The organism is Bacteroides sp. 519 (assembly GCF_010500955.1).
Taxonomy (GTDB): Bacteria; Bacteroidota; Bacteroidia; order Bacteroidales; family Bacteroidaceae; genus Bacteroides.
Map to the genome: position 1 here is coordinate 240,523 of NZ_QVMJ01000004.1, position 12,985 is coordinate 253,507.

General features: G+C 39.4%; 12 protein-coding genes. 6 read left to right on the forward strand and 6 right to left on the reverse strand.

Annotated features, from left to right (window positions below):
* Positions 1–3 precede the first annotated feature (3 nt).
* Positions 4–1,002, reverse strand: coding sequence for a M28 family peptidase (locus D0T85_RS05820; RefSeq protein WP_163211156.1), 999 nt, complete (start codon positions 1,000–1,002; stop codon positions 4–6).
* A 168-nt stretch (positions 1,003–1,170) separates the two neighbouring features.
* On the reverse strand, positions 1,171–2,076 hold the full coding sequence (locus D0T85_RS05825) for an LD-carboxypeptidase (protein WP_163211159.1): 906 nt from the start codon (positions 2,074–2,076) through the stop codon (positions 1,171–1,173).
* Between the two features lie 105 nt (positions 2,077–2,181).
* Between D0T85_RS05825 and D0T85_RS05830 the strand changes: the two genes are divergently transcribed.
* From D0T85_RS05830 to D0T85_RS05840, 3 genes are read left to right on the forward strand one after another with little or no spacing between them, the layout of a single operon-like run.
* Positions 2,182–3,090 carry a phosphate acyltransferase gene (locus D0T85_RS05830; RefSeq protein WP_163211161.1) on the forward strand — a complete coding sequence of 303 codons (909 nt, stop codon included), beginning with the start codon at positions 2,182–2,184 and terminating at the stop codon, positions 3,088–3,090.
* A 17-nt stretch (positions 3,091–3,107) separates the two neighbouring features.
* A complete protein-coding gene (gene buk, locus D0T85_RS05835) occupies positions 3,108–4,169 on the forward strand; it encodes a butyrate kinase (RefSeq protein WP_163211163.1) in 1,062 nt (353 codons plus the stop codon).
* 27 nt (positions 4,170–4,196) lie between these two features.
* The gene (locus tag D0T85_RS05840; protein ID WP_163211165.1) at positions 4,197–6,782 is read left to right on the forward strand and encodes a glycoside hydrolase family 2 protein; all 2,586 of its coding nucleotides are present in this window, start codon (positions 4,197–4,199) and stop codon (positions 6,780–6,782) included.
* Between the two features lie 119 nt (positions 6,783–6,901).
* Here D0T85_RS05840 and D0T85_RS05845 read toward each other — a convergent pair whose 3' ends face one another.
* The 4 genes from D0T85_RS05845 to D0T85_RS05860 form a co-directional block, all read right to left on the reverse strand.
* Complete coding sequence (locus D0T85_RS05845) at positions 6,902–7,243, reverse strand: hypothetical protein (RefSeq protein WP_163211167.1); 342 nt, start codon at positions 7,241–7,243, stop codon at positions 6,902–6,904.
* A 118-nt stretch (positions 7,244–7,361) separates the two neighbouring features.
* On the reverse strand, positions 7,362–8,345 hold the full coding sequence (locus D0T85_RS05850; RefSeq protein WP_163211168.1) for a hypothetical protein: 984 nt from the start codon (positions 8,343–8,345) through the stop codon (positions 7,362–7,364).
* 250 nt (positions 8,346–8,595) lie between these two features.
* Positions 8,596–9,024 (reverse strand): DUF1810 domain-containing protein, encoded by a 429-nt coding sequence (locus tag D0T85_RS05855; RefSeq protein WP_163211170.1) that lies wholly within the window; start codon positions 9,022–9,024, stop codon positions 8,596–8,598.
* Between the two features lie 14 nt (positions 9,025–9,038).
* A complete protein-coding gene (locus D0T85_RS05860) occupies positions 9,039–9,800 on the reverse strand; it encodes a hypothetical protein (protein WP_163211173.1) in 762 nt (253 codons plus the stop codon).
* A 906-nt stretch (positions 9,801–10,706) separates the two neighbouring features.
* Between D0T85_RS05860 and D0T85_RS23000 the strand changes: the two genes are divergently transcribed.
* From D0T85_RS23000 to D0T85_RS05870, 3 genes are all read left to right on the forward strand, one after another.
* Entirely contained in the window at positions 10,707–10,829 is a 123-nt protein-coding gene (locus D0T85_RS23000; RefSeq protein ID WP_255495686.1) for a hypothetical protein, read from the forward strand.
* A 597-nt stretch (positions 10,830–11,426) separates the two neighbouring features.
* Positions 11,427–12,341, forward strand: coding sequence for a YafY family protein (locus D0T85_RS05865; protein WP_163211174.1), 915 nt, complete (start codon positions 11,427–11,429; stop codon positions 12,339–12,341).
* A gap of 71 nt (positions 12,342–12,412) precedes the next feature.
* Positions 12,413–12,982: a hypothetical protein gene (locus D0T85_RS05870; RefSeq protein ID WP_163211176.1), complete on the forward strand. Its 570-nt coding sequence runs from the start codon at positions 12,413–12,415 to the stop codon at positions 12,980–12,982.
* The last annotated feature ends 3 nt before the right edge of the window (positions 12,983–12,985 follow it).

The following is a 12,985-nucleotide window of genomic DNA, read 5'->3' on the forward strand; positions in this document are numbered from 1 at the left end:
TAATTACTGTTCATTGTAAATTACAGTTAGTATGGTTTGCCCAACAGCTTTTAGTGTTTCTTTGCTGATGTTACTCATGTCATCATGAACAGTATGCCAAAAATCACCGAAAGAAGAATGTTGAGCATTAACAATATTAGGAACAATATCAATGGTAGGGATGTGGGCAATGCGATTCACAAACAAGTGATCATCGGTTACACTTCCTGTTTTTTCATTAACAAAGAACTTATTATACCCCAGCTTTTTAGCAGCTTTCCATACTTTCTTATTAACATCGGGTGCAAAATGTTCCGAATAGCCTTCTTTGTAGAAGGTTGCATCTTTGCCTCCCACCATATCGAGCAGAATACCAAAACGGGCATTATACTTTTCAACATGCGGATAACGTGCCCAGTATTGCGAGCCTAATCCCCAGGCTTCTTCTTTGTACGAGGGGCTTTCCTGACGATGCTCACCATAATCTTCGGCATCAACCAAAATAATATCTATACCCAATTCGGGCGCCTGCATGTTTATTTGTCTTGCAATTTCGAGCAACACACCTACCCCACTGGCACCATCGTTTGCTCCCAGAACGGGTTTATAATGATTGCTCTTGTTGCGGTCGTTATCTGCCCAGGGGCGGGTATCCCAGTGTGCAAAAAGAGCGATTCGTTTCTTTGTTTCGGGCTTGTACGATCCGATTATGTTACGCGATTTTAGTATTGTTCCGTTATACGCAATCAGGTCGGCATATTGATTGGTTACTACTGCACCAAATTCTTTCAGTTTTTGTGCAATGTATTCGCCACACTCAACATGTTGTTGTGTATTGGGAACACGTGGGCCAAAATCAACCTGCTCTTGAATAAACTGGTAGGCTTTATCTGCATCAAACTCGGGTACATCTACTTTTATTTCAACTGTTGTTGCACTTTTACTATCCTTATTACTCCATTGACATGATTCTATTGATAGAAGAAAACAACTAATTAGTAATAGCATTATTAAATTTTTCATTTCTGGTTTGTTTATAAAGAAAACAAAAATACTAAAAAATTTTGAGTAATGAGTAGTGAGTAGTGAGTAGTGAGTAGTGAGTTTTGAGTTACCATGCGGCATCGTTTACTACTCATTACTCACTACTCACGACTCACGACTCACTACTCATTACTCACTACTCAAAACTCAAAACTCAAAACTCACACCTCCTTTACTTACTTTCAATTCTATTTCAGCTCCGCAAATTAAGGGCAGATTATTAACAACATGGCCTACCGGAAAGTTGAAGCAGATGGGGCAATCGCACTCTTTCAGTACATCGGCCAAAGCATGATACAGCTCTTTACCTAGAGATTTATCTTCTTCGAACTCTGTAAACTGACCAATAATTATCCCCGAAAGTTTATTCAGAACACCGCCCAGCTTTAAATTGTATATCATTCTCTCAATTGCATGAGGGCGCTCGCTGATGTCTTCAACAAAAAGAATAGTGCCCTCGGGCGGGAAATCGTAAGGTGTACCACGCAGTCCGTAAAGTACAGCTAGGTTACCACCTCGCAAAATACCCCGGGCAGTGCCTGCTTTATTCAGTTTATGTCCCTTACATTTATACGAGGGTATTTCTCCACATAATATGTTTTTCAGGTGGTTTTTGCATGCATCATCATCTGGTTCAACAACCAGATGCCTCCCCATAGGTGCATGTAGTGAAGCATATCCGTTGGCCTGCATTAAATTGTGCAGGGCAGTGATATCGCTAAATCCAATCAGCCATTTGGGGTTATTACGGAAACGGGTAAAGTCCAGTTTTTCAATAAGATGCACAGCTCCATATCCGCCACGGCTGCAAAATATGGCTTTGGCTTCTTCGTCATCCAAAGCTGCTTGAAAATCGGAAGTTCGTTGGGCTATTGTTCCTGCGTACTTGCCCCATGAGCTACCGGCATATTTGCCAATGATTGGTTTCAACCCCCATTCTTCGAGTTTCTTTTTCATGCCTTTCAGAATCATTTTATCAATCTTACCCGAGGGGGAGACTATTATAACTTTATCTCCTTGTTGCAGAAAAGGAGGAAAAATTAGGTTGTTCATATTGGTCAGGTTATTTAATGACTAAATTCATTTGAGCGTGCAATTTACAAAAACACGCTATTTATTCTCAATCTTTTTTCTGATATTTGCTAAAAATATAACGAAATGGAACCTATTAGAAGTTTTAATGACCTGACAGCTCATTTACAATCTCAGAAAAAGAGGAAACGAATAGCCGTTGTTTGTGCCAAAGACCCTAATACAGAATATGCAATAGCCAGAGCTCTGGAAGAAGGTATTGCCGAATTTATAATGATTGGCGACTCGGCCATTCTTGATAAATACCCAACGCTGAAGCAATATCCCAAGTATGTAAAGGCTATTCATATTGAAAATCCGGACGAAGCAGCTAAAGAAGCCGTTCGCATAGCTCGCCAAGGCGAAGCCGATATTATTATGAAAGGTATTATAAATACCGATAATCTGCTACACGCCATTCTGGATAAAGAAAAGGGCTTGTTGCCTAAGGGGAAGATTCTTACCCACCTTTCGGTAGTACAAATCCCTACATACAATAAACTTCTGTTCTTCTCGGATGCGGCTGTTATCCCCCGGCCCACATTGCAACAACGCATAGAAATGATATGGTATGCCATAGATACCTGCCATCACTTTGGTATAGAACAACCACGTATTGCATTAATCCATTTCACCGAAAAGGTTAGTGCAAAGTTTCCCAACTCACTCGATTATGTAAATATTGTAGAGCTGGCCGAGGCCGGAGAATTTGGCAATACAATAATTGACGGTCCGCTAGATGTGCGCACAGCTTGCGAAGAGGCCAGCGCAGATATTAAAGGAATTGTTTCGCCCATTAACGGCCAGGCAGATGTATTGATCTTCCCCAACATTGAATCGGGTAACACATTCTATAAATCTGTTTCTCTGTTTGCTAATGCCGAAATGGCAGGGCTGCTACAAGGCCCTTTGTGCCCAGTTATTCTGCCTTCGCGTAGTGATTCGGGACTTTCGAAATATAACAGTATAGCAATGGCGTGCCTTACAAGTAATTAAATATAAAGAATTAAGAAATGAAAATACTGGCAATTAATCCAGGATCAACTTCAACTAAAATAGCTGTTTACGAAGATAAAGAGTCTTTGTTTGAATCTACCATACGGCATAGTGTAAACGAATTATCTGCTTATACATGTGTAAGTGATCAGTTTGAGTTTCGGAAATCACTGGTTATGGACGAGTTGAAAAGAAACAATGTTCCCTTTCTGTTTGATGCCATAATTGGAAGAGGCGGTTTAATAAAGCCCATCCCCAGCGGTGTGTATGAAGTAAACGATGCATTGAAGAATGATTTAATACATGCACAGCGTGAACATGCTTCGAATCTGGGCGGACTGATTGCCCTTGAACTGGCTTCGGAACTACCCGGCTGCAAGGCATTTATTGCCGATCCTGTGGTAGTTGATGAACTTGCCGATGTTGCCCGCATCAGTGGCTCTCCCTTATTACCCCGGATTTCTATATTCCACGCTTTAAATCAAAAAGCAATAGCCCGCCGGTATGCCAAAGAGTGCGGCCGTAAGTACGAAGACCTCAATCTGGTGGTTTGCCATCTGGGAGGAGGCATCTCTGTTGCTGCCCACAAACAAGGCAAGGTTATTGATGTAAATAATGCCCTCGATGGCGAAGGACCAATCTCGCCCGAACGGGCAGGAACCCTCCCCGCTGCACAGTTGGTAAACCTCTGCTTTAGCGGTGAATATTCTAAAGACGAATTGCTGAAAATGATTACCGGCCGTGCTGGTATTGCCGCACACCTGGGAACTACCGATATGATTGCTATCCTGAAGAGCATTGAGAACGGGGATAAGCAAGCCGAACTTATATTCAATGCCATGATTTATAATGTAGCAAAGGCGGTTGGCAGCATGGCTGCTATTCTATGCGGAAAAGTAGATGCCATTTTGTTTACAGGAGGCATTGCTTACTCTGAACATATAATATCTTGTTTAAAAGAATATATATCGTTTCTGGCCCCTGTACATGTTTATCCCGGTGAGGACGAATTGGGTGCGTTAGCCACCAATGCTTTAGGGGCTTTAACGGGCGAGTTGCCTGTTTTGAGTTATTGTTAAGGAAGGTATAAAATATAGATTAGAAACATGAAAAACCTAAGAATTGTAACAATTATGGCCTCCTCGCTTATTTGTGGATGTCTGTTTGCAGCTACTCCATTAAAAGAAGAACTACACAATGGTTGGAGGTTTAAACAGGCAAGGCTCCATAACTGGTATCCGGCAACCGTTCCGGGAGTTGTACACACTGATTTGCTTGATAATAAGATGATTGAAGATCCGTTTTATCGCCTCAACGAAAAAGGCATGCAATGGATTGACAAGGAAGACTGGATTTACGAAAAAACATTCAATGCTTCGCCCCAACTGATGAAGCGCAACCATATACAACTGGTATTTGAAGGATTAGACACATACGCCGATGTATATATCAACGAACAGAAGGTACTTGAAGCTAATAATATGTTCCGCCAATGGAATGTAGATATAAAGCAATACCTGAAACCAGGCGACAACCAGCTGAAAGTATATTTCCATTCGCCCATTAAGGTAGATATCCCCAAGTTCGATGCTTTAAAATATCCTGTAGAAGCAGGTAACGACCAGTCGGAAAACGGAGGAATCTTTAATAAGAAGGTTAGCGTGTTTGCCCGTAAAGCCGGTTATCATTATGGTTGGGACTGGGGGCCGCGGTTGGTAACAAGCGGTATCTGGCGTCCGGTGTATCTGTTGGCTTGGAACGACGCCCGCATAGATAACATCCATTATATACAAGAGGATGTTACAGCCAGCCGGGCAAAGATAAAAGCAAAAGTACAGGTAAAGGCCGACAAGGATTGCAATGCCACACTAACCATTCAGGCCGAAGGTGTTAAAAGCCCTTGGATAAAGAATGTTCAACTCAAAAAAGGCATGAATACCATTGAACACAATTTGGTGGTTAATAATCCCCGGTTGTGGTGGACCAATGGTCTCGGCGAAGCCCATCTGTATTCTTTCACAGCAAATATATCCATTGATGGAGATGTTGCCGATACAAAAACAGATAATATAGGTATCCGCAGTTTGAAAGTGATTAATGAAAAAGACGCCAACGGCCACTCCTTTTATTTCGAGCTTAACGGACAGCGGGTATTTGCTAAGGGCGCAAATTATATTCCACAAGATAACTTCCTGACCCGCGTTACGGATGAAAAATATGAGAAAACAATTCTCGATGCAGTAAATGTAAACATGAACATGCTTCGCATCTGGGGAGGTGGTATTTATGAGAATAAAGTATTTTACGACCTTTGCGATAAATATGGTATCTTGGTTTGGCAAGACTTTATGTTTGCCTGTAGCACATACCCCATGAATCCGGACATGCTGGAAAACATTCGTCAGGAAGCCATTGATAATGTAACTCGCTTGCGTAATCATCCTTGTATTGCCATTTGGTGTGGTAACAATGAAATGCACACTGCCTGGTTTAACTGGGGATGGATGAGGAAATACAAAGAACTTGGTGTACTGGCCGAATTGCGTAAAGACTATAAAGATGTTTTCCACGGTGTATTGCCCGAAGTAGTCGAAGCTTATGATCCTACTGCTTTTTATTTACCCTCTTCACCGTATGGTGGCGATCCGGACAAGAAATGCGAATCGGGTCAACCTTTGTGGAACCCCAATGGCGACGGACATTATTGGGGCGTATGGCATGCCAAGGCTCCTATTACCGATTATAATATTATCCGCGCCCGTTTCTTTTCGGAATATGGTTTCCAGTCGTTCCCCGAGTATCAGTCGGTATTAAAATACGCTCCCGAAGAGCGCGACCATGATATTTATTCGGATGTAATGATGGCTCACCAGCGTGGAGGCGATCATGCAAACAAACTGATAGAATCTTATTTATTGAACGAATACCAGAAACCGCTTAACTTTGAGTCGTTCCTTTATATGAATCAGGTTTTGCAGGGCGATGCTATTAAAACTGCTATGGAAGCCCACCGGCGCGATATGCCTTATTGCATGGGTACACTGTTCTGGCAACACAACGACTGCTGGCCTGTGGCTTCGTGGTCGAGCCGTGACTACTACGGACGTTGGAAAGCCCAACACTATTTTGCACGCGATGCCTTCCGCGACATGCTGGTTTCTCCTATTGCCGAAGACAATATGCTGAATGTATATGCTGTTTCCGACCGTTTGAAAGCTTCTGGTGGAACCCTTGAGATAAAGATTCTGAAACAGGATGGTGAAATAGTGAACAGCTATCGTAAATTGGTTAAAATACCTGCTAATACCAGTACAAAGGTTTGGTCGATAGAGACAGAAAAGGCATTAAATGGTGTTCCTCAGGGCGATGTTATAGTAAATGCTGTTCTTACTGTAGGTAAAGATATATATAAAAACAATTACTTTCTGGTAAAACAAAAGGAGATGAATTATCCTAAGGCTACCATTACCCGTTCGGTACATCCGGTTGATGGCGGCTACGAGGTAACATTGACTTCGGATAAGTTTGCACGAGCGGTGTTTATGTCCATCAATGGCATTGATAACTTCTTTGCTGATAACTATTTCGATATTCTTCCAGGAGAAACAGTGACTAAGCTTGTTACTACCGATTTAACTCAAGGGGAGTTTGAGAAACAGTTAAGGGTTACTTCGTTGAGAGATAATTACTAATTTGCGTTGACCCACTTCGGGGTCAATGTTGTGTTGTTAACTTTACGTAGGGCGATGCCAGCGATGCTGGCGTGCCCTACGCTATTGAGTTAAGGCCGTTGGCCTTAATAAAGTGTATCTTAGAACCCAAAATCAATATCAAGATCTCCAACCAATTCGGCAGCTTTTTCAGCTATTTTCAAAAAGCGTTTGTTTAACTTCTCTAAACGTTCTTCTTGTTCTTCAGTAAGTTCGTTATCATCATCTTCGTATTCCTCAATTTTTTCTTCCATTTTCTCAAGTTTCTCAGCAACCTCTATTAATTTAGTTGCATCAAGCTTTTTGTTTTTGACTATTTTTTCATAATCATCAATTAGTTCTTCATAGGTGTCTAGCATTCCATCAATACCAGAACGGCTACATGACATAAAAGTGACACTCATGATGCAGATAACAACAAAAATACCTAGTATACTTTTCATAAAATAAAGTGTTTTGTTCTTCCCAACCTCAAAGAAGAGTTCTATAAATGAAGAAAGTGTGAGGATTGATAACTAAATAGTTAAACACTTTCATTAATAATCAAGGAGTGTTTAAACCTCACTTCTTTTTGCCCCGATGTTCGCCTTTATCCATCAATTGCAATTCAATCTTGCTTAAAATCAAGTTCATGTCTTTTTCAAGGCCATCTAATTCGGAGGGAGTAAACTCTACATTACTAACTAAATAGTTACCTGCATTTTTTAAAGCTTCATAGTTTGAAACTCTGCCATCATTAATGTTTTCTAATACATTATGTATGATCTGCAATGCGGGAAGTTGATCTTTTAATGTATACAACACATTTACAAACGATTCAATATGATCGATTACAATATCCTGAAGTGTAGTTGTATAAGCTTCTATCACTGCACCTCCAACAGAAACAGCAGTATGGAGATTGTGTTTTCCGTTTATTAATGCTATACCATCTTTGCTGATGTCTAATGTTTCTACATCTTTGAATAATATTTTAGTAGATGGGCTAGTATAAACAGTGATGTTATCTATTTGTGTATTAATCCAGTTGTCGAAGAACTCTCTTCTATCATATCCATAGAATATTTTTTTCAATACGCTGATTGGGAAGCATAAGAATTCATAATATCGATCTTGTGTGATTAGTCTGAATATGAAGTTTTTTTGTAATTCTTCTTTTTCGTAATGATATACATTAGTTTGTTTTCGAACTACAGGCGCTTTGAGTGATGCACTACTTTTCTTTTCTGTGTATAATGTATCAAGAAACTTTTGATAATTGTTTTTTCCAAACAGTGCGCGTGGTACATGGTTTGACTTTGATTCACTGAATTCGCTAAATGGTGTGCCTTTTCTGTATATGTCTGCTTTCAATATATCCAGTTTATCTTTGTCTACCTTAAACGGATTATACCCGTATGCCAATGCAAATTCAACAGCATAATCCGAAAGTTCTGCTATAAAAAAGTCTCTATCACTTTTAAATGTATGAACAAAAAAATTTGCAGTCTTCCCTTCATTGGTTTCAAGATACCAGTCAACAAAGTTGATGAGTAGGTTTTTCATAATTTTGAAATTAACTCCCTCTCTGGTTCCTGTAAGAAGAGTTTGTAAAATGAAGAAAGCGTGGAACCGTTAACTTACTTTGTCTAACAGTTTTAGTAGAAGTGGGTCTAAGATAAGCAACAGTCATGCCTATTGGCATGAGAGTAATTAACTTATTCTCGACCCTCCTTTAAATTTACCAGATTTGCTAGAGAGAGATAAGTAAAACACTTTCTATGTTTGATTTTTGATTATGGTAGGAGGCGAAATGCTATTCTGCATTATTCGCCCCTACTATTCTTAAAGTGGCATTGTCTTTCTCGTTGTTGAAATACATATTTAAAACCTTATTGAATATAGGATTATCAGACACCAGCGAAAACAGTGTCATAGATGATTTTAATTTCATTGCATCTACACTGCCAAAGATGCACTTAGCTGTTTGGTTTTGTAATCCTAAAAGTATCTGACAGCATTCAACCAAGCGATGGCCTAATACCGGATTGTTAAGATACTCCTTCGCTTCATCTAAAGAACTTATTGCATAATACTGTGCAGTTGGAGAGTAGCCCAATCCCCGCATTTGTGGGAAGATATACCACATCCAATGCGATGTTTTGCTACCTTGTTCTAGTTCTGTCAGTACTCGCTCATAAATATCGTTTTGAGCTTCAATAAAGCGGTTTAAATTGTATTCCATTATTTCACTGCTTTTTATCTATATAAATATGTTGTTGTTTCTTCATATTCATAACTATTATCTATTCCATAAATAACCAGCTCACTGTCGGTTAGTTTTTGAACAGTGCTAACAAAGGTTTCTTCCAAGGTTTCCTCCTCCCAGGTATTTGTTCCTCCCTCTTGAGTAATTTTAATAGTTTTAGAGTCTACCCATTCCCAAGCACCATACGTACTAAAGGATTCTATTGGTTCTTCTCGGAAAGTTCCCTCAGAATAATAAGTTCCAGTTTCTGTAAAAACTAGTCTGTAGTAGGAGTACTCACTGGGAAGTTCTTCACCATTTATAATAGACTTGTCAAATTTCCACTCATGACACAACAATTCTGTTTTCGATTTATTGGTTGTAATTTCTGGTGCTTTATTGGTATCATACGTTTCACCATTTACTGTAATGGTTGCTCCCGATCCGGATATATTAATCACTATTGTTCCAAACTCTTTTAAGTTTAATGTATACTCATTACCAGTACCACTTAACGACGAATAATCTCCAAAAATAACAATGATATAAGTTTCGCCTGCGCGAGTAACTGAACGAGAGCCATTGGGTGGGGTGGTGGTTCGTTGAGTGATAATGTACTTTTTGTCGCTGGTAAACTCAAAAGAACCATACGCTGCATTTTGGTTCGATACCTCCCATTTACCTACAATAGCCGATTCGTTGCCTTCTGTTCCTGTTTTGTCATCGTCATCCGAACTACAAGAATAGAACCCTACCATGCATAAAGCGAGCATGCTCGCAAAAATTGTTTTTAAAAAGCCAGTGTGTAACATTAATTTGTTTTTTTTGTTCCCTCTCTGGTTCCTAAAAGAAGAATTATAAATTAAAGAAAGCGTGGAACCGTAAACTTACTTTATCTAGCAGGCTCTGGTAAACCTTGGGTCTAAAATAAGCAACAGCCCACGCCTATACGGCATGAGAGCAATCAACCTATTCTCGACCCCTTTTAAATTTACCAGATTCGCTAGAGAGAGATAAGTCAAACACTTTCTATGTTTGAAATCTAATATGTATACCTATTATTACTAATTGGCACAACAAATATAGTTATTATTCAGAACATTCCAAGTATTTTTACTCTCAATGAGCTGTTGCAGTTGCAAAGATGTATGTTATTGTTATAAAAAACAAAGTCCTTTTTAGTCCTTTTGTTTTGGGATAAATTTATTGAACAGTCTCCATAAAATCTACATTTGGTGTCATTGTTATTCTTTTTAATTGGTTCAACATATTCAGCACTTCACCCCTCATTGGTTTATTGCTGATACAAAGTAAAGGGGGGAAAGCATCATTGTATGATGCTGGGAATAATTATTTTATTCTGAAATGCACTTTATTCTTTTTAACCGCAGAGTACGCAGAGTTTCGCGAGTTTAAGATTCAATGCTGCATAGAAATTAAAAACTCCGCGAAACTCTGCGGTTAACTGGTGAATCATTGCACATTCGTTGTAAATAGATTGATGATGTGTTGTACAACCACGGTTCATTCATAGTAGATAGAATGAAAAATGACAATCTATTGATTTCATCTGAATATGTTACACCGTTTATGTGCAATTACGCCGTGAATATGTTTCATTGCCGTGAACTCGGAAAGAAAAGTTCCGACAAGCGAAAGGTGTAAAAAAGCAACGGTCGTTGAATTTCGTTGCAACAAAAGAAAAGAAGAGAAAAGAAAAGAAAACATCAGTAGAAAAAGATAAAAAAGAAACTGATGATGCTGATGCTGATGCTAGTTGGGAGTTGAGAGTTGAGAGTTGAAAGTTACGATGCCGCATGGAACTCTCAACTCTCAACTCTCAACTCTCAACTAAAATGAACTGCATTTGCACCCTAAATGAACTGCATTTGCATGCTAAATGAACTGCATTTGAGGTATAAATGAACTGCATTTGAGGTGCAAATGAACTGCATTTTTTGATTATTGGCGCTCGTCTGCGTATCCATCCCATGGCAATTAGAAGCGATATTTGAGGGGTTTGGAGCCCCTGATGAATAATTAAATGACAATTTTTACCATTTTCGACCAAAATAAACCAAAATTGACCAAAACCTGCATGCCCCCAATTGGCAGCATTGTATCTTTGCTGCATCCAAAAAAGGACTATAGCGCTATAGAGAATTAAACGAATTAGAATTAACAAACTAAAGACTTAACAAATTATGAGTATTCTGGTAAAACGCGTTAAACGCAAACAAATTTTGAGTTTCATTCTACATCGAAACAAAACTTTTGTTTTTGTATTTTGTATCACACTAGAAACTATTAGGCCGTTGCCTAATAAAACTCAGCGCCTCTATGTCTTTGTGTTCTTTTATTCTTTATTTTTGTTTCCTGTAAAATCAAACAGAAGCACTATGTCACGTATTCATTCCTTGCAGCGTTGTTTATTAATCATACAAAAGATTGAAAGTACGCCATACATTAATTTCGCAGAACTAACATCGTATTTGGAGCAAGAACTGCACATCCGTGGGATTTATGATACAGGTTTATCGCGCAGTACCATACAGCGCGATATACAAGATATACGAACCGAGTTCAGCATAGACATTATATATTGTCGTCGTAATCAGGGCTATTACATTGATGGCGATAGCAGATACTCAAACATAGAACGTTTTCTTGATTCGGTCGACATGCTTTCGTCTCTCAATTCAGAGGCAGGAATACATTCTTTTGTACTACCTGAAAAGCATCGCCCAATGGGGACACAACATTTGCAGTCTCTCATTAAAGCTATAAAAAGAAACTCACGTATTTCTTTTTCGTATTTAGTATATGGAACAGAACAACCACCCTTTAGTCGGGTATTAGAACCTTATGCAGTGAAAGAGTGCCGAGGACGTTGGTATGTAATTGGGCGTACCAAAGGACGCGATGATATGAAAACATACGGGTTAGACAGGATAAACGATCTTATTATACTAAACGAAACTTTTACTAAAGACGATACTATAGATATACCCGAGAAATTTAAACATAGTTTTGGCATTTACTCGTCCGACGAATTTCCAGTAGAAGATGTTATACTTTCTTTTGATGCCAGAGATGGCAGTTACCTGAAATCCTTACCCCTGCACCACAGCCAGGAGATAATAACAGATACCAAAGACAAATTTGTTATCCGCCTGCAACTGAGAATAACATTGGATTTAGTAATGGAACTTATGTCGCGAAGCTGGTCGCTGGAGGTAATAGAACCATTATCGTTGAGGAAACAGATATATGATATCTGTAAATCGGCACTGGAAAGAAATATGCCAATATAATAATGTGCCAATGTATCAATTACCATGCGGATAAGGTTTGACATACTAAAGATTTTATTTAAATTTGCACCATGAAGCAAACTCCCGAACTTGCCGCACTTAAAGAAGCGTTAGAAAAGTTTGTTCAACGAAAAATGAACGGCCCTACCGACTATGAATATCTGTCGGACGCCATTAAGCAAAAGCAAAAAGAGGGTTTGAACCCCACTACTCTGAAACGTATGTGGGGATACATTGGTGGGGCAGAGACACCACGACGTAGCACACTGGATATCCTTTCCAAATTTCTTGGTTATGAAGACTGGGATGGCTTTTTGAAACATTTAGCTGATAACAGCGCAATAGAGTCAAGTTTCTTTAGCACCCGGAATATTAATAGCAAGGATTTGGCAATAGGTAACAGGGTTGCTGTTAGCTGGCATCCTAACAGAAGATGCGAGTTTGAGTACTTGGGCGATGCCCGCTTCAAAGTACTTAGTTCCTTACATGCCAAGCTTCGGCCCGGCGATACGTTTGAGTGTTTATCGTTCATGCAAAACCAGCCACTTTACCTCAGCAACCTGATTCAAGGCGAAAACGAAGCTGTAAGCTATGTGGCAGGAGCAAAAGGAGGGCTGGTAATGGTGGAGGTTACGGGATAAACC